The following is a 24,665-nucleotide window of genomic DNA, read 5'->3' on the forward strand; positions in this document are numbered from 1 at the left end:
CTTTAGATCACAAAGGTTGGTTTACGCTTTTTCAACTTCGCTGCTTTTAGTCCCACTTTCTCTTCCTTATGGACATGCAATACTTCTGTCGCTTCCTCAAACCAGCAGTCAGGCGCTTCATGCCCCCAGAACGTTTGACGCATCGGATCGTCTAAGTCCCAGCGGATCGGTTTAAAATCCGGGTCACTCGTTAAATAATCGCCATTGTACAATTCAATACGATGACCGTCAGGATCCCTTAAATACAAGAAGAAGGCATTCGATAAACCATGACGGCCCGGGCCGCGCTCAATGTTCGGACCATAGCCTAAAGAGGCAAGTACATCGCAGCCATCAATTAAACTCATCGGATCCTTCAGCCAAAATCCGACGTGGTGAAGCCGCGGGCCTTCCCCGTTCATAAAGGCCACGTCGTGAACACTTGGCTTACGATGCAGCCACGAAGCCCACACTTTATCTTCTTCGCCGGCGGTATACTCCGAGCAGGCAAATCCGAGTTCCTTCATATAGTAATCCTGGGCCGCTTCCACATCAGGCACCATACAATTAAAATGATCGATACGCTGTACTTTCGCCCCTTTATACAGTTCATACTGCTGCAGTTTGCGGTCCACAGTGTCCATGGCGGCATAAAATTCAACTGGCAGCCCGGACACGTCTTGATAACGGAAAGCACGGCCAAGCGCTTGTTGCTGATCGATCCACTTTATTTCATAGCCATCCTGCTCAAGCTTAGCTGCCAGGTGATCCAGGTCCGCTTCTGAGCGTACTTTATAGCTGATAACTTCCAGTGCCGGCTCAGCTTTTTTCTTTAACAGCAGACTATGATGGTTATGCTCTTCTAAGCCTCTAAGAAAAATCTGCTCTTCGTCTGATTCTGTTTCAATAAAACCAAGCGCATCGTAGAACTTGCGGGATTTTTCCAGGTCCGTTACGTGTAACACAGCGCGTCCGGAACGAATAATATCAAAGCTCACATTCTCACTCCTCACACATTAGTCGGTTTTGAAGACTTTACTTTATTTAAAAAATCCTGTACGTACGCTTTATACGGCTCTTTATCAAATTGTTCAAAGTACGTCATGCCCATTTTTACCGGATCGCCGAAGAAATAATATTCATAATGAGTCTGCCGGCTGCCAAATGCACTCATTGTTACGTCCCAAGCCAGACGGAAAAGCTTCACACGATCATAGCCTTCAAGATTCTTAGATTGCAGCGCGCGGTCAAGTAATGGCCCCATTTCTTCATGGTGAAAATCAGCTTCAGAAGGAATCCCCATTAAACCGGAAGCACCAAGAATACGAAGAATTTCCGTCATACGCGGATACACTCTCGGGTACCAATTACGTGCGGCATTTAACGCTTCAAAGTCAGGGGTCATCGTTCCCCATTTATCTAATTTCGCGTTATGCTCCGCTTTGTATAGATGAGACTTCATATTTTCCAAGATCAGCATCACTTCTGTGCCTTTATCCATGACGTGCTGAAACTTATCAATGCCGATGGAGTCCATAACGCTTAAAATTACACCGAGCACAAATTCCGTTTTCACGATATTTTTAGCGACGACTTGATGAGACATATGAACAACAGCATTCGTTTCCAGGAACGTCCGGTTGCAAATCGATGAATTGCCGCATACAAACACTTTCTCCCACGGCACAAAAACGTTATCAAAATAGACGATCGCATCCCCTTCTTCAAAGCGGCTGCTTAACGGGTGATCCCATTCATTTTTTCCGTAGTCAAACGATTCACGGCTGAAAAATTTAAGGCCTGGTGTGTTATTAGGGACCACAAAGGCTAGTGAATACGGATCATCAAGCTCTCCCGCCTTTTTCACAGTGGAAGGGAAGACTAAAATTTCATCCGTAATGCCGCCTTGCGTTGCCAATAAGCGGGCACCATCCACTACGATACCGTCACTGCGTTTTTCTACTAAATGCAGGGCTACATTCGCATCTTTCTGTTCGTGCTGTGCTTTTTGACGGTTCACTTGAGGATGGATTAACGTGTGAGTTAAACTAATGTCATTTTCACGCGCGTAGTCATAATAATTTTTCGCATTTTCTGCAAACATCGGATCATCTTCAGCGAATAAGTCATTCGCTACACCCATTGCCATGACTTCAGCGTTTAAGTAATCAGGAGAACGCCCCATCATCCCCCCGGACAGACGAGCCCATTCTTGAATGGCTTCTCTTCTTTTAACCAGATCCTCTATCGTTTCCGGACGGTAGAACGTCATCCCGACCTGATCACCTGTCTTTGGAGAGGTATACAGCATTTTATCTTGTTTTTCATACTGCGTATCGTAAAGCTTCGCCATCGATTGAATGACATTTTTAAAAGCCGGGTGTGTCGTTGGATCCTCCACTCGCTCGCCGCCAATGTACACATTGTTTTTCGCTTTCTTTAATCGATCGATATATTGAGCTCCAGTTTTTGCAGGCATCGTAAATTCCTCCCTTTATTTTTTACCAAACTGCGGTATGCGGTGGTCTCCAAGTGCAACGTGAACAACTTGCATTTCTGTATAAAATTCAAACGCATAATAACCGCCTTCACGTCCGATGCCGCTATGCTTCGAACCGCCAAACGGTGTTCGTAAGTCACGGACATTCTGCGAATTTATCCAGAGCATCCCCGCATCAACTGCTTGTGAGACACGGTGACCGCGCTGAATATCTTTTGTCCATACATAACCGGCTAATCCGTAACGTACATCGTTCGCTAATTCAATCACTTCCTCTTCATCCCTGAACGTCATCACCGCTAAAACCGGGCCAAAGATTTCTTCCTGTACCACACGCATCGAGTTATCAGCATTGAGTAAAATAGTCGGCGGAACATAGTTGCCTTGACTGTACTCTTCAGGTACGCTCCCCTGATATACATCGCACCCTTCCTCTTTCGCAAGCTCAAGATAGCTTTTCACATTTTCACTATGCTTTTTATGAATTAACGGTCCGACTTGAGTTGATTCGTCTAGCGGATCCCCAACTTTAATATGATCAACGCGTTCTTTTAACTTAGCAAGAAAGTCATCTGCCACGTCCTCGTGAATATAAAGTCTGGAATTCGCCGTGCAGCGCTCACCGTTAAAGGAGAAAATCCCCCACGTACAAGCATCTAACGCTCGATCAAGATCGGCATCTTCAAAAACAATAATAGGAGATTTACCGCCAAGTTCCATGGAGAAACGCTTGAGCGCATCAGCTCCGTTTCTCATAATTTCAGAGCCTGTCGTCGTTTCACCCGTAAAAGAAATCAGCTGTACGTCTTCATGGGCAACAAGGGAAGCCCCCGCTGTTTCCCCGCAGCCATGAACGATATTAAACACTCCATCTGGAAGGCCGGCTTGATCAATAATTTCAGCAAGTTTATTCGCCGTAAGCGGAGACCATTCGGCCGGTTTTAAAATCACTGTATTTCCTGTAGCAAGCGCCGGAGCAATTTTCCATGTTTCTAACATGAACGGTGCATTCCACGGCGTGATTAACCCCGCCACGCCTACCGGCTTATGAATCGTATAATTTAAAAACTCATTATCGACCTGATAAGCATCACCTACCATGCGGCTTGATACCATCTCAGCGTAAAAACGGAAATTTTGCGAAGCACGGCTCACCATTTTTTTCGTAATGCTAAGCGGCAAGCCCGTATCATAAGATTCTAAAGGCGCTAGTTCTTCTACGTACTCATCAATCAAGTCTGCGATTTTATAAACATAAACAAGACGCTCACTTTGCTTCATCTTCCCCCATTCGCCTTTAAATGCTTTTTTCGCCGCCATAGCTGCTTTATGGATGTCTTCCTTTCCTCCTGAGGCAACACTGTTGATTTTTTCATTCGTAAATGGATTGATGTTATCAAATGTTTGATTTGAGTCTGCGTTTAGGAATTGGCCATTTATGTACAGTTGAACATCCTGAACATTGGCCAGTGCCTTTCGTTTCACATCTGTCGCTATATGCAAGTCACTCATAAATGATCCTCCCTTTAATAATGATAGCGTTTACTTTATGTGTTTTTAGAAATGCAAACCCTTTCAAAAAAGTTTGCAAATATTCGATAAACTTTGTATATTCAAGTTATCACATCAAAAAGTATATGGAAAATATCTATAATATTTACTTTCTATACATAAAAAGTATAAATAAAAGAAAGGGGTTTGACGTTGGACTTAAAACAATTGCGATACTTCAGAACGGTTGCAGAGGAGCAGCAAGTAACGAAAGCCGCCAAAAGACTGCACATGGCCCAACCGCCTCTCAGCCAGCAAATTAAGCTTATGGAAGAAGAATTAAACTTGAAGCTGTTTGACCGTCAGGGACGAAAGCTGGAGTTGACGAAAGCAGGTGAAATCCTTTTCGAGAAAGCCGGACGCCTGTTGACTGAATTTGATGAAACGCTGGTGGAAGTCCGGGAAACAAGTGAAGGCATGCGTGGAAAAATGCACATTGGCTCAACAAAGTCTTGTTTTTCGTATTTAAGTACGGCGCTGAACGTCTTTAAAATACAGCATCCTAATATGACGTATCAGCTTCGCGAGGGAGATACTTATTTTTTAGAAGAATGCATTAAAAACCGGGAAATCGAGCTTGCGATTGTTCGTATGCCGATGCAGTCAGAAGAATTTAACATGTTAAGGCTTCCTTCTGAGCCCTATGTACTCGTAGCACCTCAGTCATGGAACATCAGCAGCAATGGAGATGTGATAGATTTCGAGGAACTGCGCGATGTACCGCTTATGCTGCTGCACCGAATCAGCGGCAGAGGCCAATTTGAATTAATTGTAGAGGAGTTTCGTGATCACGGTGTGGAACCACATATTACGTGTGAATGTCCAGACGCGACGATGTTATTGTCTCTCGTTTCGAGTGGAGTAGGAGCTACCATTGTGCCCGAATCTACACTGAAAGCTTTTGCTTTACACAATATGAAAAGCTATCGCCTTTCCGGGGCAAAGATCAAAGCAGAATCAGCTGTCATCTGGCAAAAAGACCGCTATTTAACAAAAGCCTCCCAGCGACTCATACAGACATTTGAAGATCAATTTTGTTATGTATGATTTAACGGGTTTGAGAAGCAAATTGCTTTAAAGTCAAAAGGAGATTTCTGGTATCCCTTCTTTTTTTACGAAAAACAATAGAATCCATATAATTGCAGATTCTTAGCGTAGTCAAAACGTAACAGCACGAGTCGAAGATCCCACAGGAATGCGAAGCGTTTTGACGGAGCGATGGGAAGAGTCCTTAATCGGCACATAAATGATCCGAACGAATTTCATAAGAATCGTTCGGATCATTATTTGTGTTCTATTTTATTTTGACTTCTTATTACTGCACCGCGTCTATTTTTTCTTTTTTCCAATCCGTTTTTCCTTTAGACTTCGTCATCACACTTACGCCCATAAACACTAGTGTAGATAAAGGAAGAGCGTAAACTAAAGGATCAATGTGCGTCCAAGGATAGGGAAGCAAAAAGTCGCGGCCAAACAATGCTTGTGAAACCCCAAACGCCGTAGATTGAGAGCTTTTTAAAAACAAGAAGCCAAATACACTAACGGAAAATCCAACAATTATACTTGCAGAAGCCCCTTGCTTTGAAGCTCCTTTCCAGAACAATGCTCCAGTTAAAGCCGGCAAAAATCCAGCAGCACAAATCCCAAACCAAAAAGCGGTCGCTTGCGCAATTACCCCGCCAGGTAAAACGTACGCCAGGAAAACCGCCAATACTACACCCACAATTACACCTAGACGGTTCGGACTGATTCTGCCTGAGAACACTTTCTTCACCCCCATCGTCCGTAAAATATCTTCTCCAAATGCAGACGATTGAACGTGAATTAATGAGCTGACTGTAGATAATGTGGCAGAAATTAATGTAAGCGTAAATAAGTATACAAACCACTCGGGCATTAATTCGCTGATTAAGCGTGGAATGACAAGGTCGGTGTTTCCTTCCGCCGCTTGAATAGCAAGCTGTCCGTTATTTTCCATAAAATAAACGTTGCTGAGGGGACCGATAATGTAAGCCGCTCCAGCCATAAAGAAAATAAAAATCCCACCAACGATGACGGATCGATAAAGAGATTTGTTACTCGACACGGTCATGCTTCTCATCGCTAGCTGCGGCTGAGCCAATACCCCGATTCCGACACCTAAAATCATCGTACTAACGAGTGTCCACCAAATCGGGGACCCCATGTCCGGCATGCTCATCCAGCCGTTGTGACCATCAGCTGCCAGCTCTTCAGGAACCATCGATTTCATAGACTGAAGTGCCTGATGACCGTCAAATAAGCCGCCGACGGCATGATACGTTACAAATAGAAAGATCGACATCCCAACCAACATGATTACTGCTCCAAACGCGTCCGTATACATCACCGCTTTTATTCCCCCGGAAATAACGTAAACGGCAACGATGAAAGCAAGGACGAGCAGGGCAGCATTAAAATTAAGAGAGAGGGATTCTTGTAAAAATCGTCCGCCTCCTATCAAAACAATACTCGTGTACGCCGGCATAAAAATAAAAATCATAATACCCGAAAAAACAGTAATAAATTTGGAGTCATAATGCTTTCCTAAAAATGTAGGAAAGGTGGTTGCATTCATCTTGGAAGACATCTGGCGAATTCGCTTACCAAACACCGCAAACGCTACAAAAATTCCTAACACAATATTTAAAAAAGCCAGCCATAACAAACCCATACCATAAACAGAAGCTACACCTCCAAATCCAACCATAGCTGACGTACTAATAAACGTCGCTCCATAGGACAGGGCCATGATAATCGGATTCGTGTTCCTGCCTCCGACGAGAAAGTCTTCCTTCGTGACGGTCTTTTTATATCCGTAATAGGCTAGAAAGGACATAATGCCGATATACATTAGAACCAGTGGGAGTAAAATAGATATATTCACTCCTCTTCCCCTCCCTTATTCCACATCATAGTGCCGTATAGAACGCAGACGATGGGAGCAATAATTGTTCCAAACCATACAAACCCCACCCAGAAATCATCAAAACCAAACATAGCATTTCCTCCCTTTTATAAATTCAAAGTTTATCGGATAAATAGTAAACGCTTTCAAAATTAAATAGTCAGAAATATGAAACAATTAAAGAGTATCACTGTCTGTTTTATTTGATAAATACTAATAATATTGCTTTCTAGTACGAAATTCATATAGATGAAATAAAGGGTAGGCATACAGGATAATTGTCACCTAAAAAGAAGAAGGCATTCAAAAATGAATATAGTCAAAATGGGCAGAATCCTGCGAGAGCATCACTAACCGACTCAAGCAGGAAAGCTCTCTTTGCTTTCCTATGAAGCTGAAGCCGCGGCAACGAAAAGCGGACTATTATGAGGTCACTGAATAACTAAAGGTCGATGAAAGATAGAATTAAAAAAGCGTCCTGTATGGAAATTAAATTCCACACAGAACGCTTTTCTTCTAACTATTAAGTGATTTGCTCCAATTATTCCTTCATAAGTTTAACAATTTGTATCACATGAGCTGTGATTTAGCCAGACATCGTTTTAATTGAGTGTTTAAATATGATCTCTGTTAGTGCCACAATGAGCCTTCGGAGGAAGACGCCCGCGGCAGGCATCCCCCGACAAATGATTTTAGGCTTTATTCAGTTTTTTCCTATCATGCTAGAAACGCTGATGAATGTTGTTTGATTTATAAGTGGCATGTTGAAACTCAGCGAGCTCAAGCGATAAAGCTAAGTAATGCTCACTCATATAGGCGTTAAAATAGTTTTCCATCACTTGGAAAATAGATTCACACACATTGCTCTTCTCATCGTCACTTCGACCTTTACCAATCTTAATCTTGGCATGGACGAAAGCATCATTTTCTCTTCCATCCGCGACACAATAATCTTTCACCTCGTAGGCACGACTACGAATCCCTCCAACAGGAAACACGCCTTTCTGATCAATAACCGCTTTGTTTATATTTCCCAGCAGTTTCCTTATATCCATATGAGCAGATAAATTATCCGTATACTCAATGATAATATGCGGCATACCCATCTTCCCCCTATTCAATCGTATTGATCAGCGTACCTAACCCTTCAATTTCTGTGATCACTTCATCGCCCACCTGGGTATCTACGGTGCCTTTCGGCGTCCCTGTTAAGATAAGATCCCCTGGGTGTAACGTCATAAATTCACTTAAATACTCGATTAATCGGGGGATTCCAAAGATCATGTCTTTTGTAGATCCTTCCTGTACTTTTTCGCCGTTAACGAAAGTACGCAGCCTTAAATTCATCGGATCTTTAATATCAGAAGCATCAACAAACCAGGGACCAAGAGGTGTACTGTGATCCCGGTTTTTCACACGCAAGTTCGGCCGGTAATAGTTTTCGAGATAGTCACGAAATGCATAATCGTTGGCAATCGAATAGCCGGCTACATAATGATAGGCTTCAGATTGTTCAACGTTTTTCGCCTGCTTTCCAATGATTACAGCCAGCTCACACTCATAATGCATATGAGTCACATCTTCTGGACGCTTCGTACGGCCTCGATGACCGATAAACGTATTCGGTCCTTTTAAAAATACAAGTGGTTCTTCAGGCGCTTGAAATTCGAGTTCACTGGCATGATCCATATAATTCAGCCCTAATGCAAAACACGTTTTTGGCTGAATCGGAGGCAGCCAGACTACCTCTTCTTCAGCAACGGTTTTTCCGTTTGAAAGCTTAAGGCGATCCTTGATCCACGCAGCTTGAAAAATATTTCCTTCATAAGCTACACGTGCCGTTTTCATGACTGGTCCCTCCTGACCTTATTTTCCAAAACACCAAGTTCAGCTGATTCAATTCTAACCGAATCTCCTGCTGTGACTCTGGGCTGATCGTGTCCGCATCCAACCATTAATACGTCCCCTTTAAAAAGCGTCATAAATTCCGTTACATCCTGAAGCAGTTTTGGTATAGGTCGAACGAGGCTGCTTGTTAAAAACTGTTGTTTATGCTCTCCATTAACGTAAACGTTAACTTCTAAGCTTTCAGGCTGCTTAACGTCTGTCTGTGAAACGACCCACGGGCCGATTGGACAAAATCCGTCTCGGGCTTTTTCTTTAATCGCCGGGCGAAACACACTGTCATGAGGGATGCTGATATCATTGACGAGCGTAAACCCTTCAATATAATCATAGGCTTCATATTCACTGATTTTAGCAGCTTGCTTTCCTATCACAATTCCGATGCTTGCGCCTACTTGAAGCTCGGCAGCATCTCCGGGGAGTTCCACAACAGATTGATGGCCTGCTAACGTATTCATAGGCTTTATGTACAATACAGGTGCTTGCGGGGGTTGTTTGTAAGGCGCTTCGTTCAATTGGTTCCCCATCGCTTCTAGCACTTTACGATCATTTAAAAGGGTACCATAGACCGTGCCGATAACAGGTGAAGCCCAGGATTTTATAGAAGCGTCGTCTACATAAAGCATACCGTCCCTTGAAGAAGCAGAAAGCAGTTCATCGTAATGGCGGCTATTTATTCGTGCGCGTACATTTACACTCATCCTCATTCCTCCTTCAGTTATCAAATATTAATAGTTTAAAAGTAACACTCCCTCATTTATATATAAAATATCTATAAACTTTAGAAACCATACGAAAAACATATTAAAAACACTTTGACAAAACTGAATAAAGCACAAAATCATCCGTAAGATGCTGGAGAAATCTGTTCGGATGATTTATGTTCGAGAAAGTATCTTCATCACCGCTCCTTCAAAACGCTTGTGGCCACTTAAAAAGTTCTTTCTAACCTAATAATTAGAATCGCTTGTCGAATGGTGCTTGCCGCGGTCACGGCCCCAGCTGATTTGGTCAAGAAGTTCACTTGACCAAATGGATTTTCAACTCGCGCTGTTCCCGAGACGCACCGGACGTGCTAGTGTCGATGTTGTCCACAGGACTTGGCCGGTTTTAATCGACCAGGCGTCACCATCAAACGCTCATTGTTGGATCACTAGAGTTCAAATTACAAAACCTTTTCGTATGTTCAAATACTTCATACTTATAACCATCAATATGTCCTTCAATAATTTCCTAGAAAGGTACGACGTCCATTTTTACAGCTTATGATTTTCATTTATACGAATATTTGTATTTTGAAATCACTGTTTTACTTATGGCCGCTGCCTCTTTTTCACATGCTTTTTTAAAAACTCCCACATTACGTTAGTGGCGTTCAGTTCACGGCATACTTTTCCGGCCAGCCAATTCTCCTGCTTTACAGGGCCGCCCGGCCATGTATGACCAGCATCCTTCAATGAATAAAAAACGACTTCGTTTGTATCGTCTTTGGAGTAAAACCTTCTCCGTATAATGCTTCCCTCTTTGGTAATCTCCTCTTCTACAGGAAAAGGAAGTGAGCGGGCAAACAACATCGCGGTTTGTTCCGCTGACAACAGTTGGTCAATCAAAAATCTTGGATCTTCTTTTCCATCATAAGGAACAACAGGATCGTCTTCTCCCATAAAAAAGATAAATGGCATAGATTTTTTCCAGTCTGTTTTTTCAGCAACTTCTCTTACGACGGGTCCTGCTACGCCTCCGACACCAGCGAACAATTCGGGGTATTCCAGCGCGAGCTTTATGGAGAAGGCTGAGCCATTAGAAAAGCCCGTTACATAAATGCGTTCCTCATCTATCGTCGTTAATGAACGGAAGTAATCGATCATGCTCATAACAAACCCGACATCATCCACTCTGAGTTGGTAAGCGGCATTTTTCTTCCGTCCTTCATTAAACTGTTTAGACATCGGGTCTTCTGAATCTAACTGCAGAGCTTCAGGAAAAACGAAACAGGCATTTTCTCCTTCAGACAGCTCATGAAATTGAGTCAGCCCCATATGCTGCCTGGCGCTGCTTCCTGCTCCGTGAAAGCAGAATACAAGCGGGATCAAATCTCCCTGGGCAGAAGGAAGCGTGTAGTAAAAACTTCGCTCTCCATCTTTAGATGGGATGGTATCTTTGGCCACTTCTACGTGTGATTTCATAGCTATTCTCTCCGATCATGCATCTTTTTCTAGTTTTGGTTCTTCATATAAAACCTTATCTTCATTTAGTGGAGGCAGGGCAAAACCTGTATATCCATAAATAATGGCGATGACAGGCGTAATGAAACAAATAAAGGCGTACGGTATATATCCCATACCAATATTAAGAGTCGACATAATGAACACACCAGTGACCCCCCATGGAATGAGCGGGTGAATAATGGTTCCTGCATCTTCTAATGTCCTGGATAAGTTTTTTGGATGCAGGTTGGCGTTTTTATAACTGTCCTCAAGCATCTGTCCAGGCAGAATAATCGATAAATACTGTTCGCCTACTGCCACGTTAACGCCTAAGCATGAAAGGACTGTTGATAGTACGACGTTGCCCCTGCTTTTTAAGAAGTTCCGCATGCCCTCAATAATGGCTTGAGCAATGCCGATTTCCTTAATAATGCCTCCAAACGATAAGGCAATTAAAATAAGGGACACCCCAAACAACATACTATCCAAACCGCCTAATGACAGCAGACTGTCAATCGCTTCATCTCCTGTTTCTGCGGTATATCCGAAGTGAGCGGTACTCATAATCTCGCCGAACGTAATGCCTGGAACGGTATAAAACGTCGTAGCCACAGCTGCCATTAGTCCAATCACTAAAGCAGGAATGGAGCTGACTCGTCGAAAGGCAAGTACAATAATTAATAAGGGGGAGATAAGAGCAATAGGCGTCAAATTGTATTCACTGTTCAGTGTCTCAATCATAGCTTCTACATTACCCGTACTTGCTGTATCCTGTGTCGTCATAAAACTAATGACTCCAAATATGACCAGCGTAATTAGAAGGCTCGGCACTGTCGTCCATAGCATATGTTTTATATGCTGGAAGATATCTACCTTAGCTGTGGCCGCTGTTAAATTCGTTGTGTCTGACAACGGCGACATTTTATCTCCGAAAATAGCACCACATACAATCGCTCCGGCCGTCATAGCTGGTGAGATTTCCATACCGTAGGATACCCCCATCAGGGCAATCCCTATCGTACTAATGGCGCTCCAAGAGCTTCCTGTCATCGTAGCAACTACAGCTGTAATGATGACAGCTGAAACGAGAAAAATAGAAGGCGACAATACATGCAGTCCATAAAACGTAATCGTCTGCACCGTTCCGTTAAGCACCCAGACCCCAACTAAAATTCCAATTAAACTAAGAATCAAAATAGCCGGTACGCCATGGGCTACGCCTTTAGTTATGGCTTTCTCCAATTCCTTCCATGTGTAACCAAGCCTAAATCCATAAATCGTAACAATAACAGCCACCAGGACAATCGGAATGTGGGGTGCAGCTTCAAATACGAGAATGCTGACGCCAAGAATGGCCACAACCGTTAAGAAAACGATGAGCGACATGGCAAACGAAGGTGTTCTTTTATCCACAATACGCCTCCTCACTTTTTATAACAAACGACTACACTAACTTCACGAGCATTTTTTCCGGATGATGTATATAATCCATGAATTGATTGACGAAAGCTGCGGCCTTCGCGCCATCGGCCACACGGTGATCGAACGTAAAGGATACATTCATCATGTCACGGATGACAATTTCTTCGTTAATGACGACAGGCGCCCTTTTCGTTTTATGAAAAGCCATCAACCCTGTTTCCGGATAGTTTAAGATCGGTGTCGCACCGGTACTTCCGAGAGGACCGACGTTACTGATCGTAAACGTTCCTTTGGATACATCCGATGCAGTTATCTGGTTTTCCATTGCTTTTCTCGTTAACTCTTTCATGTCCTGATGAATACGCTCCACAGCCTTTTGTTCTACATTTTTAATAACCGGCACGATGAGACCTTCATCTGTATCCGTGGCGATCCCTATGTTATAAACAGGTTCAAGTTCAATACGTCCTTCTTTTTCATTAAGCTTGGCGTTAAAGATGCGATGCTCTTGTAACGAAAGCTGAATCGCTTTTATAAAAAATGCAGCGACAGAAATGGACACCCCTTGCTGCTTGAGGTTATCCTTTAAGGATAGTAATTCAGTCATCATTATTTCATCAAAATGAGTGACATGGGGCGCTGTATAAAGGGACTGCACCATTTTCTTGGCAATTTGCTTTCTGCGTCCCAGAAACGGAATAAAATCCGATTCTGCTGCATCTTCTACCTGGGGATCCGCTGATTCTCCAACCATCTCCTCCGTTAATGTATGCGCTTTCAAAAATCGGAAAACGTCTTCATCCGTAATACGGCCGGATGGTCCTGTGCCTGTTACATCTTCAATGTTCACGTCATGTTCTCTGGCAATTCGGCGAGTATGCGGCGATGCCTGCACTCGTTTATTTGGGTTTTCCGTTTTATAGGGTTTCGTACTCGTTGCTGCTCCAACAGCTGCAGCAAGTGCCGGCTGTTTCTCTTCGCGTTCTGTGTGCATTGTATGAGAGCTGGCCGTTTGAAGCGAAAGGATTGTTGTTCCTACTTCGACTACGTCTCCTATATTAAACCGAAGTTCTTCTACTACTCCATCAGCTGGCGCGGTCAGTTCAGCTGTCATTTTGTCCGTTTGAATCTCAACAAGCGGTTCATCATTTTTTACCCGTTGGCCTGGTTTAACGTAATAATGTAATATTTCCGCTTCATGCATACCTTCTCCAATATCATGTAACTTAACTTCCATTCCTCGGATCCCCCTTGTCTTAATATTTCAGCGTTTCCTCAACAGCAGCTGTGATTTTACGTGCACCTGGCAAGTATTCCTGCTCTAACGAATATACAGGAACAGGCGTATCAAATCCTGTCACTTTTTGCACAGGGGATTTCAAATAAAAAAAAGCGGCATCATTAATAACTGAAATAATATCACCGCTCACGCCTCCGGTTTCTGGAGCCTCATGAACGACAACAACTCTGCCCGTTTTCTCCACGGATTGTTTAATCGCTTCTTTGTCTAGCGGATACAACGTACGCAAGTCAATGATTTCACAGGTGGCTTCATGGGTGGACTCCCATTTTTTCACGGCTTGCACAGTATCCTGGACCATAGCTCCCCACGTTAAAATTGTGACATCGTTTCCTTCTTTTACTGTAGAAGCTTTTCCTAATGGAATTGAATAATTGTCTTCTGGTACCTCTGTTCGTCCTGTACGGTAACAGCGCATCGGTTCAATAAATAAAACAGGATCGGGATCCTTAATGCTTGCGATCAAGAGTCCTTTCGCATCATACGCGTTCGATGGAGTAACGACCTTTAAGCCTGGTATATGGGTAAAAAGAGCTTCCACACTGTCCGAGTGAATTTCTGGCGCTTTTACGCCTGCTCCATAAGGTGCGCGAATGACCATTGGAACTGTATAACGGCCAAGTGAACGCTGTCTCATCCTCGTCGCATGCGTCATAATTTGATTAAACGCAGGATAAATAAAGCCGAAAAATTGCATTTCACAAATTGGTTTGAATCCATTCACTGCCAGCCCCACTGAAGTTCCGATAATACCGGACTCAGCCAGCGGCGTATCTACGACCCGTTCCTCACCAAATTCCTGTACTAAGCCTTCCGTTGCTCGAAACACTCCGCCATTTACTCCAACATCCTCACCTAACACAAGGACAGACTCATCTTCTCGCATCATCGTCCGCATCGCATCAGTAATGGCTTGCACCATCGTCAGCTTCTTCACTTTTGCCGCCACAGTTGTCATTGGCTTACCTCCTTGCTCATACGCTTATGCTGGTCTCGCTGCTCTTTAATCGTCCATGTCGGTTCAGCAAACACATGATCAAACAGTTGATCGATGTCAGCCACTTTAAAGTCTTCCGCTTCTTTGAGCGCATGATTGATTTCTTTAGTAATCTCTTCTTCCATCTTCCCTTTTTCCTCGTCGTTCCACCAGCCTTGGTTTTTGAGAAGACGTTCCACGCGCAGCAGAGGATCCGTTGTTTCCCGGCGGAATTCACTCTCTTGCTGGTCCCGATATTTTGACGGATCATCTGCCGTCGTATGAGCGCCATACCTCCACGTTACGGCTTCAATGAGTGTCGGTCCTTCTCCATTTCGAGCCCGTGCCACCGCTTTTTTTGTTTCATAATAAACTGCTACTATATCGTTGCCATCCACGCGAAGACTTGGTATATCATAAGCCAGCCCTTTTTGAGCAATGGTTTTCGATTTCATCTGTTTTTCCATAGGTACACTAATCGCAAAGCCGTTATTTTGATTTAAAAATACGACAGGTGTGTTAAACACACTGGCAAAGTTCAACCCCTCATGAAAATCGCCTTCTGATGTCGCCCCATCACCGAAATAAACAATTGACACCCGGTCGCTGTTCTTCTTTTTCTCCGCCCAGGCTGTCCCTGTTGCATGGAGCAGCTGTGAAGCAATCGGCACGGCTGGTGGAAAAATGTTCTTACCCTCCGGTGGGATGCTCCCTTCTAACCGCCCCTTCCAATAGAGAAACAAATAACGGAGTGAATGACCAAACGTCATCGTGGCTGCATGATCGCGATACGTGGGAAACATCCAATCCCCTTCCTCTACGGCTAAAGCACTTCCGACCTGAGCTGCCTCTTGACCTTCATACTGAACATACGTGCCAATCCTGCCCTGTCGTTGAAGATTTAAACACTTTTTGTCCATCATCCTCGCACGCAGCATCTTCCGGTAAAATTCATTAAGCCTGGACTGATCAAGTTGCGTGTCTTCATGCATTAGTACGCCTTTTTCATTCACGTACTGAACGATCGGAAATTGATTTTCTACACCCATGTTCATCCTCCTTGTTCCTCTTTTAAAGGTAAAACTTCCTTATTTAAAGCCTGCCTTAGTTCACGAATAAACCATTCATTTTCTTCATCCTGACCGATCGTTACTCGAATCATTGTTGGATAGCCCATGAGATGTCCCGGACGTATAATAACCCCGGCGTTTAAAAGCTCTTCATATATTTTTTCCGATGGACATCCAACGTCGACCATAATAAAATTCGTCTGCGTCGTGAAGTAGTTTAACCCCATGTTTTCAAAGTGACGCGTAAGATATCGCCGTCCCTCTCTATTTTTTGCAATCGATTCAATCAAAAATGGTTCATCTTCCAAAGAAGCAGATGCTGCCGCTTCCGCGAGCCGGTTCACATTAAATGGATCTTTCACTTTTCTAAGCTGATGAACGATCTCAGGATGCATGATTCCATATCCAATTCGAAGAGCTGCCAATCCGTATACTTTTGAAAATGTCCGTAATATAACCATATTGGGATAGTCATCAAGCAGCGGTAATGTTTCTAAGTACTCTTTACTGTCAGCATACTCATAATAAGCTTCATCCATAACGAGCAAGACGTTTGAAGGAACTTGTTCAATGAAATCCATCAAAGCCTGCCGTTCCACAATCGTTCCTGTAGGATTGTTTGGATTGCACACGAATACCATTTTCGTTTTGGAGGTGATCGCACGTAGCAGTCCTGCAAGATCATGCATTCCATTCTTCATGCCAACTTCAACAGGGATTCCTCCTTCAATGAGGACGTTCGTTTTATAGCGCGGAAATGTCACGCTCGCCATTACAACTTCGTCTCCCTGGTTTATGTACGAGCGGGTTAACAAGCGAATGATTTCATCTGAACCGTTGCCAAAAATGAACTGTTCTGAAGATATCCCTAGTCTTGCTGCCAGCTTAAGTGCTAATGCAGGTGACGTCGTCTCTGGATACCTCGTCATTTCCTTCATTTCTTCTCGAATCGCCTTTTCTGCATGGGGCGAACAACCGAACGGATTTTCATTGGAAGCCATTTTCAATATTTTTGTTAACCCTTTCTCTCTCTGTAACTCCTCAACTGGTTTTCCAGGCGAATACATCGAAATGCCTTTAAGCTGTGGACGGGGCTCAATCATATCTCTTCCTCCTTCATTCCATTTGTAAAAAAACGGTACCAAATTCAGTTTAGAATTATCTAAATTTTCTCTCAAGAATGTTATTTAAAGTGATATTGCTTTTACGCACTAAAATAAGAGGGAAAAATAATAGATATGAGGCTGATTCAGCAGGGGATCCATAAGTTACTGCAGGTGGAGCATATAGGTAGAATACGAAACTTATATAGGAGCTAACACAACTTCCGTCGTTATGAGTCGAAAGCCTTTCCACTTTCTACTCTTCCTACATAGAGTAGAGTATTAGACAAAAAGGTGGTGAAAGTATGAGTTATTATGGTGGCTTTAACGGTTTAGGAGGCTTTGGTGGCGGCTATGGTGGCGGCTATGGCGGCTGCGGAAAAGGAAAAGGTTTTGCGCTGATCGTCGTGTTGTTTATTTTGTTGATTATTGTAGGAACAGCTTATGTTAAATACTAGAAGGTAAACAAACCACATCCATTCCTTCAGTTACATTTTCTCACCAAAAAAGCCAGGACCGGGTCCCCTGGCTTTTAGTCAATCTTCTGAATTTCATACTTAAATCCAATAAACTGGTAATTTTGTTTTCGATACATATCTCTCGCCGTATCTTCCCCATCTGCTACTAGAATAATCGTTTTACCGGTGTTTCGATTCATTGCAAAGGCCTGCAGTTGAGTTCCTATGCCTCTTCTCTGAAACTTGTCCTCTACCACTAAATGGTCAATCTCTACAGTATGTTCCGCGTGAATAAGTGTAACAGATCCCGCAGGCTCCCCTTTCCAATAAGCAAGTACCATCTCAATAGCAGGATCGTTGAATAACGTGCGATTAAGATCGATTTTTTGGTCGGCAAAATCAATTCCAAATTCCAAGTCCTGTTCATAATGGAGAAGGAGAAACGTACGAAGATTATTCTCAGATATAAGCTCTAGTTTTATATCAGCTGGTGGATCTGCTTTTGGAAACTCAGCCGGCTGAATTTTATATAATTCTTGAAACCCAATTTCAAACTTGAAATCTTTTAAATAGTTTAAAAGCGGATTGTCTGGTTTCTCGTTCTCCGGGAGATAGAATTTCACATGCTTCTGCCCTTTCCTAAGATGAAAATTATGCAAATAGGAATAAGCTTCTTTAAATTCTTCAAGTGCAGGCAGCTTTTTAAACTGCAAAAAGTTACTATCATACCGGGCAAGCATTTCTGGATAATGATAGTGATGATAGGTCTCATTTTCGTAGATATGGTGTCCGATTCTATGAATGTTGTTAAATGTTATCATTTGTTTTCCTCCACACTAATCGCTTGAATTTGTTCTTCATTCCGTTTCTTCCTGCGCTTTACGACTGCTGTAATCACACCAATCATTAAAACAAGGAGACCGTTAAACAAAGTAAGAAGTCCGAGCATAGCCCCTCCTATACCGGCTCCCTCTTTTGTTGAGCCCGGATCAGCAGCTGCCCAGAAAAGGTAACCTGTAAAAAATCCTGTTGCTGGAGACGAGAGCATCAGCAGAAGCCCTGATATAAATAACGGTAGGCGTTCTCTCTTTTGAAGGTGATAAGCTACAACGTTCACAGTAAGTAACGCAGCAAAAAATAACAAAAGAATGATAGAATCCATCACTGGCCTCCTTCTCGCTGCTCAGGTATGTTAATAATAACTTCTTTTGAAGAGCTGCCATCTCGATCAAAGATCCAATATTCCAAGTCTTGATCTCTACCAGCGAAGTTACGATCGATAGTTATGAGAAGCTGTTTACTTTTCCGAAAGAAAAGAGTCCCTCCTGCAAAGGCGTGGACGTTCGTTACCTGTTCAACATCTTCACCTTCCCTCGTCATGTGAAACACTTCGTATTGAAAAGTTCCTTGTTCAGAATGAGAGGCTACGTCTGAAAATGCAACGACCTCACCGTCTGGTGACATTCTTGGCTCTGACAGCATAGGTCCTTCAGAAGCACCGGAACGATAAGAAGGTTCCGGACGAATCGATTCTGTAGTCTTGCTCTTAAGATCATAACTTTTGATTTGATCACTTCCGTTATATACATAATACAGCAGCTGATCTCCTTCTTCAGTTACCTGTAAAGAATTCATACTAAAGGAGGAAGTTGTAGTTACTCGTTCGACTTCCTCGGTGTCAACATTCATTTTATAGACATCCAGTCCTCGCGATCGCTCTTCGTCACTCTCGAGTTCTTCTTTAGATAAACTCGATTTTATAAAATAAAGCTCTTCTCCATTGGGAGCAAAAACGGCTTCCGTTACAAGATGCTCCGTAGATAATAACGATCGATGCTCTCCCGTAGAACGTTCATGAATCATAAGCTGGCTCTGCAGCCGCCCCTCTTCCTCCCACTCTTTGATAAACGCGACCTGATGCCCATCCGGTGAAAAAGCGGGTTTGATAAAAGATGCACCCTCTTCCGGTTCAGCGAGTACCTCCGCTTCTCCACCAACAGCCGCACTGGTAAACAGGGAGGCAGCTCCGTCTTTATAATAAGGGAAAACGATTGTTTCATCATCTTTAGATAAATCAGGTTGATTCCCCAGCCCTGTCCGTCCGGGTGGTCCTTCAGCTGAAATTCCTATCCAGTAAATCAGCCCAAATAGAAGGACCACCCCTCCAATAAAAATAAAGTTTTTCTTTTTCAATGACATTTATTCACCTGCCTTCCAGACGATCCTTTGCTAATACATACAACACCAATCCGAGGAGCATTGTAATGGCTCCATACATTCCTATAATCAAAATCGAGAATAAACCCACTATCATTACCAGCGCCCCGCAGCCAGCGATTAGGGCAGCTGTTACTAATGTGGCCTGCCTCTTTTTCATGAGCAATAAAGTAAAGTGGATAAGGAAAAATAATATTATAATCGGCCAACCCGCTGTTTGAAAGAAAGTTACCATCTCCTCACCCCCGAATAAACCCTGAAATAGCAAATGGTGCAGCGGCCACAAGAAATAAAAAGGCAAGTCCTACAAAGATAGCAATAACCGGTCTTTTTTGGATCAATTTCATTTGAAATTTATAAAAGAGAAGCCAGGCAAAAATGCTGGAAAGAGGAATCAAAACATGCCATCCCATACCTCCAAAAATGAGCATTCCATATGTAATAAATAAAGCAGCTGTGAAAAGCATTACACCGTACACGATATTAACGACATAGCTCACTTTTTGTATCTTTCGCTTTTCCGGTGAAGTTTGTTCAGGATTCGAGGCGTAATAAGAATGCCGAATGACAAAAATAATAGAAATCAAAATAATAACCAGAAGGTAAATACTAAACATAATCATTTGAAAAGGATATACCTGACTGACCATCATGAGCCCAACACCGTTCCACATAGCAGTTAAGAGCACGAGTACATTAACCGACCAGAAATGGCGGCCGACAAAAGCTATATTGATTCCTGTAAGCACGACGAGACTTCCAAATAAAAACTGAATAAGCAGCCACACAGGCTCTTCTCCACCAAAAGTAATGGATAAATATAAATGAAAGATTACACCAAACAGGATAGTTGCCAGTCCAATGACATACAATAAACTTCGTTGATACGGGTACATCGCTTCTTGAAAGCCATGACCAATCTGCTTAGATCCTCCAAACTCCTCAACCGCTTTCTTTTCTGCTATTTTCTCTGTATCTCCTTGTTGCATATAAAACGATTTCGCTTCTTCCAAGTGAGAAAGAAGCTCTTTTTTAATTTCTTCTCTTTCTTCTTTACGACTTTGCATCTCCTGTAAAACTTGATTGACGTGCTTTTCCATCCTATTCATCAGAAGTCCTCCGACGTCTTCATGATCAGATCATGGACACTTTTCCATTCTCCCAGCTTTTGTTGAAGCATCGTAAGACCTTCATTTGTTATTTGGTAATATTTCCTCCGGCCGCTTAACGTCTCAGACCAATAGGAACAGAGCCACTCTTTTTTTTCCAGCCGCTTTAATGCTGGATAGAGTGTACCCTCGCTCATGTTATAAAGATCGTTACTTTGTTCCTTCAAGCTTTTTACCATCTCATAGCCATACATATCCTGCTTCGAAACGAGCCCCAGAATAAGGATATCGATACTGCCCTTCATAATTTCGCGATCCATTGATCCACGCACCTTCCACATTTTTCTACAACTATTGTATAACGATGTACATCGTATAACAAGGTGGAAATGTAAAAAAACTCCAAAATACTAGTTCAACTTACGATTACACCTCATTTTCCCAACGGTGTGGTAACAGCTTATCTCAAAGACGAGAAAAGCAATAATAAAACTGGCGAGATAAGGAAAGGAAACTGCTATAACTTTCATAATGAGAAGCATGCAAAAGAGGAGTACTAACCCCAGGACTAAAGATTTTTTCAACTTTCTCCCCTCCTTACTAGAAAATACACAACGAGTCACGGTCTAATGTTTGTCTTGTATACATTGAACGAATTAATTCGAAAATGGTTTCATAGTTTTGTAATCGGTATATTATTTTCATTTGCAAGTCGATCAATCTCTGCCAGGCATAAAACTTTTTTCTTTCATTTTAAACTCCATTGACAAATCGATTCCTTTTTTAATAAAAATCCATATAGCTTTTCTCTTCTTTGTAATAATTTATGCGATCTTCAATCGTTCCCGTATGGAACTCAAACATATGCCCATCAGGATCCGTAAAGTAAATGGACCTCTTATCTCTCTCATCCCTTTTCCTTCCTGGAAGAATATTAACATTGTGTTTCTCTAATTTTCTAAGAACGTCGTCAAATTCATATTCCTCAATGGAAAAAGCGATATGTGTATAAGATGATGGGCGGGTTAAATTATCTTCTTGATTCAGCGCAAGCCACATTCCATGTAAGTCAAAATAAGCTGTTCTTTTCCCTTTTACTAGAAGCTCTGCTTCGAACACTTTTTCATAAAAATCAATTGAAGTTTGCAAATCTGATACAGTAAATAAAAAATGGTTTAAGCCTTTAATCATGCTCTCTCTCCTCCCTCCCTTAAGATAAATACTTCTCTTTCCTGAGATCATTGTCCATACTTAATCTGCTAGACTATCATAAAATATTGTAGTCTTTAAAGGAGGCTAAAACTATGAAAACTGTCGTTATAGACGCCGGTCACGGTGGTACAGATCCCGGCGCTTCGTTTCAAGGCAGTCTTGAAAAAAACTTCAACCTCTCAATTGCTTTAAAAGTACAAAGTCACCTGCAGCAAAACTATGAAGCTAACATTATTATGACTCGAACAAGAGATGTCAATTTATCTTTAAGTGCGCGTACCCAGCGTGCCAACAATGCCAATGCTGATTTCTTCTTATCCATTCACAATAACGCAGCTGGCGGACAAGGATTTGAAAGCTATATTTTTAATGGAACCGTCTCTGCTCCAACACGAACCTACCAAAATGTCATTCATGACAAAATCATGAATGCTGTTCGCTCGAAATACAACATTAGAGATCGCGGGAAAAAGCGTGCTAATTTTCACGTATTAAGAGAAACGAGAATGCCGGCTCTCTTGCTTGAAGTGTTATTTGTGGACAATGCCAGTGACCTGGCGAAGTTAAAAAACCCGGCATTTATTGAGGAAGTATCGATTGCGATCGCACAAGGAGTTGCGGATGCCCTCAGTTTACCGAGGAAATCACTTCCGAACGTTTTATACCGCGTCATCGCTGGATCCTTCAAAAATAGAGATAATGCCGAACAGCGCGTACTGGATCTTTCGAGACGCGGCATCGATTCATTTATCCGTACAGCCACAATTGGCGGTGACGTATTTTATCGCGTCCAGGCCGGTGCTTTCTCTGAGAAGTCACGAGCAGATGAACAGGTGGTAAGATTAAACAATGCCGGCATACGTGATGCTTTTATTATTACAGATGATGAAAGCTCTGATCCCGTACCTGCCCCGACTCCTCCGACTCCGGTCGAACGGTATACGATTGAGGGAGAAACACATTTACTCGCACACCAGCTTGATGAATTCGTGCGAACTATCAACCCACGCGCTCCTAAATTAGGGGCACATTATGTAAAGTTTGGTAAAGACTACGGCATACGAGCTGATGTCGCATATGCTCAAGCCATTCACGAAACCGACTACTTCCGCTTCACGGGAGTGGTAGATGCCGACCAAAACAATTATGCAGGAATTGGCGCGACAGGTCCTGATAACAAAGGAAACAGCTTCAACACTCCAAAAGATGGTGTTCACGCACACATTCAACACTTGTACGCGTATTCCTCTACGAAAAAAATTCCTGAGCAATATGATAAAGTCGACCCAAGATTTGACCTTGTCACAAGGGGCAGCGCCAAAACATGGACGCAGTTGAACGGAAAATGGGCGGTACCTGGTACCACTTACGGTCAAAGTATTATCAGTTTATTTATCCGCAACATGAATCATGCGATTGAACAAATCGATAAGCAGAAAGAAGAGTTAAAAAACGTTATAGACGAGTTTTAAAACGAGGAACCTGAAGGATCTCCAAACGATGCTTCAGGTTTTTTTATGTACCGTTTTCTAAAAAAGCAGCGCCTTCGAACTTAACGATGGAAGGCACTGCCGTTATCTCAGCTGAAAGGTCCGCCACCGCCATGATAACTATTATTTTTCATTTGTTCAGCTGCTATCGCAGATCTGGCATTCATTTGAGCATCTGATTCAACTTTTGATCTTTCAACGGTTTCATTTTTAATACGACGTTTTTTAAACCCGAGGCGGGTAAAAATTATCCCAATAAACATTGGCATAAAGCATACTCCAATTATCGTTAACAGCACCCATAATGCGGTCACCTTAAATCACCTTCCTTGAAACAATGTGGTTACTTTGATTTCCGGCTTTTTAAAATGCTCACTTCTCTTTCCAGATTGTGCACCTTTTGTTCCAAATCTTTGCGCGGACCGGTGATCCTGCTCCCAATGATCATGAAGATACTAAGCACAGTAATAATCGTGCCAGTTATCCATACACCAAAGAGAATAAACAAATCCATCCCGTTTTTATCTCCTTTAAGGGTTGCTACTATGTATACGAATACCACCCCGTATTTGTTTCAATTTTCCAGCTATTTTTCTATTTCAAACCATCCCACATTGTCAACATTCGCTGTGTTATCCTGTTCGATTCCAAAATAATATAATGATTCTCCATGCTCACCATAGGCAGCAGCGTTCATTTCATCAAATGAAATGCTGCGATCCCAGGAGAATACAGCCTTTTCTCCTTCTTCTACCTCTTTTTCTTGACGGTTCGTCTCTTCCCCTGCCTCTATCTTAGCTACCTCTGAATCCTGACTTTGAACAACAAACAGCGTTAAAACATCTGTCTCATCTGCATAATCTATAGATGATAATGTCTCTAAAGGAGCATCCGGCTGGTGTTCGATATAAGTTGATAGAGGGCTTTCATAAAAAAAGCCGTCTTTTTTTACAAGAAAAGTCTTATATTCCCTTTCATTTTCATCATTAAATAACCAGGCTTGAAATTGTCCCGCTTCAATTTTATTTATATAGCGAAGGTCGTTCTCATATTCAAAATGCTTCTCCACTGCCCCTTTTGCTGTAAAAGAAGGTTCGTAGGCAAATAAGAAGATGAGCGGAAGTGCAATCGTTGTTAAAATGAGTATAAGTCCAATTTTTTTCTTTTTCATATCCGTGACCCCCTTATTTTTCAGAATAATATAACTTTCACTGTAATGTACTTCCCTAAATATGTAAAT

The 24,665-nt window shown here is 42.5% G+C and carries 27 protein-coding genes; 3 read left to right on the top strand and 24 right to left on the bottom strand.

Going from position 1 to position 24,665, the window contains the following annotated elements; genetic code table 11:
• Positions 1-2: 2 nt before the first annotated feature.
• The 3 genes from hpaD to hpaE are packed head-to-tail and all read right to left on the bottom strand — an operon-like array spanning position 3 to position 3,991.
• Positions 3-977 carry a 3,4-dihydroxyphenylacetate 2,3-dioxygenase gene (hpaD, locus tag ACGTNH_RS13195; protein ID WP_394587343.1) on the bottom strand — a complete coding sequence of 325 codons (975 nt, stop codon included), beginning with the start codon at positions 975-977 and terminating at the stop codon, positions 3-5.
• A gap of 11 nt (positions 978-988) precedes the next feature.
• Complete coding sequence (gene hpaB, locus ACGTNH_RS13200) at positions 989-2,458, bottom strand: 4-hydroxyphenylacetate 3-monooxygenase, oxygenase component (protein ID WP_394587344.1); 1,470 nt, start codon at positions 2,456-2,458, stop codon at positions 989-991.
• A 15-nt stretch (positions 2,459-2,473) separates the two neighbouring features.
• Positions 2,474-3,991: a 5-carboxymethyl-2-hydroxymuconate semialdehyde dehydrogenase gene (hpaE, locus tag ACGTNH_RS13205; protein WP_394587345.1), complete on the bottom strand. Its 1,518-nt coding sequence runs from the start codon at positions 3,989-3,991 to the stop codon at positions 2,474-2,476.
• Between the two features lie 192 nt (positions 3,992-4,183).
• On the opposite strand from hpaE, the gene ACGTNH_RS13210 reads away from it, so the two are divergent.
• A complete protein-coding gene (locus ACGTNH_RS13210; protein WP_394587346.1) occupies positions 4,184-5,077 on the top strand; it encodes a LysR family transcriptional regulator in 894 nt (297 codons plus the stop codon).
• Positions 5,078-5,345: 268 nt separating this feature from the next.
• Here ACGTNH_RS13210 and ACGTNH_RS13215 read toward each other — a convergent pair whose 3' ends face one another.
• From ACGTNH_RS13215 to hisC, 11 genes are all read right to left on the bottom strand, one after another.
• A complete protein-coding gene (locus ACGTNH_RS13215; protein WP_394587347.1) occupies positions 5,346-6,935 on the bottom strand; it encodes a sodium:solute symporter family protein in 1,590 nt (529 codons plus the stop codon).
• Positions 6,932-7,048, bottom strand: coding sequence for a symporter small accessory protein (locus tag ACGTNH_RS13220; RefSeq protein ID WP_394587348.1), 117 nt, complete (start codon positions 7,046-7,048; stop codon positions 6,932-6,934). The genes ACGTNH_RS13215 and ACGTNH_RS13220 overlap by 4 nt, the downstream gene beginning before the upstream one ends.
• Before the next feature lie 630 nt (positions 7,049-7,678).
• Positions 7,679-8,056: a 5-carboxymethyl-2-hydroxymuconate Delta-isomerase gene (locus ACGTNH_RS13225; RefSeq protein WP_394587349.1), complete on the bottom strand. Its 378-nt coding sequence runs from the start codon at positions 8,054-8,056 to the stop codon at positions 7,679-7,681.
• A gap of 13 nt (positions 8,057-8,069) precedes the next feature.
• Complete coding sequence (locus ACGTNH_RS13230) at positions 8,070-8,804, bottom strand: fumarylacetoacetate hydrolase family protein (protein WP_394587350.1); 735 nt, start codon at positions 8,802-8,804, stop codon at positions 8,070-8,072.
• Positions 8,801-9,562, bottom strand: a complete 762-nt coding sequence (locus ACGTNH_RS13235) for a fumarylacetoacetate hydrolase family protein (RefSeq protein ID WP_394587352.1) — start codon at positions 9,560-9,562, stop codon at positions 8,801-8,803. The genes ACGTNH_RS13230 and ACGTNH_RS13235 overlap by 4 nt, the downstream gene beginning before the upstream one ends.
• Positions 9,563-10,174: 612 nt before the next feature.
• Positions 10,175-11,047, bottom strand: coding sequence for a CE1 family esterase (locus tag ACGTNH_RS13240; protein WP_394587353.1), 873 nt, complete (start codon positions 11,045-11,047; stop codon positions 10,175-10,177).
• 15 nt (positions 11,048-11,062) lie between these two features.
• The gene (gene nhaC / locus ACGTNH_RS13245; RefSeq protein ID WP_394587354.1) at positions 11,063-12,481 is read right to left on the bottom strand and encodes a Na+/H+ antiporter NhaC; all 1,419 of its coding nucleotides are present in this window, start codon (positions 12,479-12,481) and stop codon (positions 11,063-11,065) included.
• Positions 12,482-12,512: 31 nt separating this feature from the next.
• On the bottom strand, positions 12,513-13,727 hold the full coding sequence (locus ACGTNH_RS13250; protein WP_394587355.1) for a dihydrolipoamide acetyltransferase family protein: 1,215 nt from the start codon (positions 13,725-13,727) through the stop codon (positions 12,513-12,515).
• A 19-nt stretch (positions 13,728-13,746) separates the two neighbouring features.
• Positions 13,747-14,748, bottom strand: coding sequence for an alpha-ketoacid dehydrogenase subunit beta (locus tag ACGTNH_RS13255; RefSeq protein WP_394587356.1), 1,002 nt, complete (start codon positions 14,746-14,748; stop codon positions 13,747-13,749).
• A complete protein-coding gene (gene pdhA, locus ACGTNH_RS13260) occupies positions 14,745-15,815 on the bottom strand; it encodes a pyruvate dehydrogenase (acetyl-transferring) E1 component subunit alpha (RefSeq protein WP_394587357.1) in 1,071 nt (356 codons plus the stop codon). The genes ACGTNH_RS13255 and pdhA overlap by 4 nt, the downstream gene beginning before the upstream one ends.
• 2 nt (positions 15,816-15,817) lie before the next feature.
• Positions 15,818-16,939 (bottom strand): histidinol-phosphate transaminase, encoded by a 1,122-nt coding sequence (hisC, locus tag ACGTNH_RS13265; RefSeq protein ID WP_394587358.1) that lies wholly within the window; start codon positions 16,937-16,939, stop codon positions 15,818-15,820.
• A gap of 305 nt (positions 16,940-17,244) precedes the next feature.
• On the opposite strand from hisC, the gene ACGTNH_RS13270 reads away from it, so the two are divergent.
• Complete coding sequence (locus ACGTNH_RS13270; RefSeq protein ID WP_394587359.1) at positions 17,245-17,397, top strand: YjcZ family sporulation protein; 153 nt, start codon at positions 17,245-17,247, stop codon at positions 17,395-17,397.
• 74 nt (positions 17,398-17,471) lie between these two features.
• Here ACGTNH_RS13270 and ACGTNH_RS13275 read toward each other — a convergent pair whose 3' ends face one another.
• The 7 genes from ACGTNH_RS13275 to fosB form a co-directional block, all read right to left on the bottom strand.
• Positions 17,472-18,218: a GNAT family N-acetyltransferase gene (locus ACGTNH_RS13275; RefSeq protein WP_394587360.1), complete on the bottom strand. Its 747-nt coding sequence runs from the start codon at positions 18,216-18,218 to the stop codon at positions 17,472-17,474.
• On the bottom strand, positions 18,215-18,559 hold the full coding sequence (locus ACGTNH_RS13280) for an inner-membrane translocator (protein WP_394587361.1): 345 nt from the start codon (positions 18,557-18,559) through the stop codon (positions 18,215-18,217). The genes ACGTNH_RS13275 and ACGTNH_RS13280 overlap by 4 nt, the downstream gene beginning before the upstream one ends.
• Positions 18,559-19,596 (bottom strand): TolB family protein, encoded by a 1,038-nt coding sequence (locus ACGTNH_RS13285; protein ID WP_394587362.1) that lies wholly within the window; start codon positions 19,594-19,596, stop codon positions 18,559-18,561. Before ACGTNH_RS13285 ends, ACGTNH_RS13280 begins: the two co-directional genes overlap by 1 nt.
• Positions 19,597-19,600: 4 nt before the next feature.
• Positions 19,601-19,849 carry a hypothetical protein gene (locus tag ACGTNH_RS13290; RefSeq protein WP_394587363.1) on the bottom strand — a complete coding sequence of 83 codons (249 nt, stop codon included), beginning with the start codon at positions 19,847-19,849 and terminating at the stop codon, positions 19,601-19,603.
• Between the two features lie 4 nt (positions 19,850-19,853).
• Positions 19,854-20,723, bottom strand: a complete 870-nt coding sequence (locus ACGTNH_RS13295; RefSeq protein ID WP_394587364.1) for a permease prefix domain 1-containing protein — start codon at positions 20,721-20,723, stop codon at positions 19,854-19,856.
• A complete protein-coding gene (locus ACGTNH_RS13300) occupies positions 20,723-21,043 on the bottom strand; it encodes a PadR family transcriptional regulator (RefSeq protein ID WP_394587365.1) in 321 nt (106 codons plus the stop codon). The genes ACGTNH_RS13295 and ACGTNH_RS13300 overlap by 1 nt, the downstream gene beginning before the upstream one ends.
• Before the next feature lie 463 nt (positions 21,044-21,506).
• A complete protein-coding gene (fosB, locus tag ACGTNH_RS13305; RefSeq protein ID WP_394587366.1) occupies positions 21,507-21,914 on the bottom strand; it encodes a metallothiol transferase FosB in 408 nt (135 codons plus the stop codon).
• A 113-nt stretch (positions 21,915-22,027) separates the two neighbouring features.
• Between fosB and ACGTNH_RS13310 the strand changes: the two genes are divergently transcribed.
• Positions 22,028-23,407 carry an N-acetylmuramoyl-L-alanine amidase gene (locus tag ACGTNH_RS13310; protein WP_394587367.1) on the top strand — a complete coding sequence of 460 codons (1,380 nt, stop codon included), beginning with the start codon at positions 22,028-22,030 and terminating at the stop codon, positions 23,405-23,407.
• A 107-nt stretch (positions 23,408-23,514) separates the two neighbouring features.
• Here the strand turns inward: ACGTNH_RS13310 and ACGTNH_RS13315 are convergent, their stop codons facing one another.
• The 3 genes from ACGTNH_RS13315 to ACGTNH_RS13325 form a co-directional block, all read right to left on the bottom strand.
• Positions 23,515-23,739, bottom strand: coding sequence for a hypothetical protein (locus ACGTNH_RS13315; protein ID WP_394587368.1), 225 nt, complete (start codon positions 23,737-23,739; stop codon positions 23,515-23,517).
• 29 nt (positions 23,740-23,768) lie between these two features.
• Positions 23,769-23,939, bottom strand: coding sequence for a hypothetical protein (locus tag ACGTNH_RS13320; RefSeq protein WP_394587369.1), 171 nt, complete (start codon positions 23,937-23,939; stop codon positions 23,769-23,771).
• A gap of 72 nt (positions 23,940-24,011) precedes the next feature.
• The gene (locus ACGTNH_RS13325; protein ID WP_394587370.1) at positions 24,012-24,596 is read right to left on the bottom strand and encodes a hypothetical protein; all 585 of its coding nucleotides are present in this window, start codon (positions 24,594-24,596) and stop codon (positions 24,012-24,014) included.
• Between the last annotated feature and the right edge of the window lie 69 nt (positions 24,597-24,665).

The sequence above is a fragment of the Halobacillus sp. B23F22_1 genome (assembly GCF_043497005.1).
Lineage (GTDB): Bacteria > Bacillota > Bacilli > Bacillales > Halobacillaceae > Halobacillus_A.

Coding starts and splice junctions, on each gene's coding strand:
- hpaE (WP_394587345.1), bottom strand. CDS start 3,991: ATGAGTGACTTGCATATAGCGACAGATGTGAAACGAAAGGCACTGGCC.
- ACGTNH_RS13275 (WP_394587360.1), bottom strand. CDS start 18,218: ATGATAACATTTAACAACATTCATAGAATCGGACACCATATCTACGAA.
- ACGTNH_RS13320 (WP_394587369.1), bottom strand. CDS start 23,939: ATGGATTTGTTTATTCTCTTTGGTGTATGGATAACTGGCACGATTATT.
- hisC (WP_394587358.1), bottom strand. CDS start 16,939: ATGATTGAGCCCCGTCCACAGCTTAAAGGCATTTCGATGTATTCGCCT.
- ACGTNH_RS13235 (WP_394587352.1), bottom strand. CDS start 9,562: ATGAGTGTAAATGTACGCGCACGAATAAATAGCCGCCATTACGATGAA.
- ACGTNH_RS13240 (WP_394587353.1), bottom strand. CDS start 11,047: ATGAAATCACACGTAGAAGTGGCCAAAGATACCATCCCATCTAAAGAT.
- ACGTNH_RS13255 (WP_394587356.1), bottom strand. CDS start 14,748: ATGACAACTGTGGCGGCAAAAGTGAAGAAGCTGACGATGGTGCAAGCC.
- ACGTNH_RS13270 (WP_394587359.1), top strand. CDS start 17,245: ATGAGTTATTATGGTGGCTTTAACGGTTTAGGAGGCTTTGGTGGCGGC.
- hpaB (WP_394587344.1), bottom strand. CDS start 2,458: ATGCCTGCAAAAACTGGAGCTCAATATATCGATCGATTAAAGAAAGCG.
- ACGTNH_RS13225 (WP_394587349.1), bottom strand. CDS start 8,056: ATGCCGCATATTATCATTGAGTATACGGATAATTTATCTGCTCATATG.
- ACGTNH_RS13290 (WP_394587363.1), bottom strand. CDS start 19,849: ATGGTAACTTTCTTTCAAACAGCGGGTTGGCCGATTATAATATTATTT.
- ACGTNH_RS13220 (WP_394587348.1), bottom strand. CDS start 7,048: ATGTTTGGTTTTGATGATTTCTGGGTGGGGTTTGTATGGTTTGGAACA.
- ACGTNH_RS13285 (WP_394587362.1), bottom strand. CDS start 19,596: ATGTCATTGAAAAAGAAAAACTTTATTTTTATTGGAGGGGTGGTCCTT.
- ACGTNH_RS13325 (WP_394587370.1), bottom strand. CDS start 24,596: ATGAAAAAGAAAAAAATTGGACTTATACTCATTTTAACAACGATTGCA.
- ACGTNH_RS13295 (WP_394587364.1), bottom strand. CDS start 20,723: ATGAATAGGATGGAAAAGCACGTCAATCAAGTTTTACAGGAGATGCAA.
- ACGTNH_RS13310 (WP_394587367.1), top strand. CDS start 22,028: ATGAAAACTGTCGTTATAGACGCCGGTCACGGTGGTACAGATCCCGGC.
- ACGTNH_RS13300 (WP_394587365.1), bottom strand. CDS start 21,043: ATGGATCGCGAAATTATGAAGGGCAGTATCGATATCCTTATTCTGGGG.
- fosB (WP_394587366.1), bottom strand. CDS start 21,914: ATGATTAAAGGCTTAAACCATTTTTTATTTACTGTATCAGATTTGCAA.
- ACGTNH_RS13250 (WP_394587355.1), bottom strand. CDS start 13,727: ATGGAAGTTAAGTTACATGATATTGGAGAAGGTATGCATGAAGCGGAA.
- pdhA (WP_394587357.1), bottom strand. CDS start 15,815: ATGGGTGTAGAAAATCAATTTCCGATCGTTCAGTACGTGAATGAAAAA.
- ACGTNH_RS13280 (WP_394587361.1), bottom strand. CDS start 18,559: ATGGATTCTATCATTCTTTTGTTATTTTTTGCTGCGTTACTTACTGTG.
- ACGTNH_RS13230 (WP_394587350.1), bottom strand. CDS start 8,804: ATGAAAACGGCACGTGTAGCTTATGAAGGAAATATTTTTCAAGCTGCG.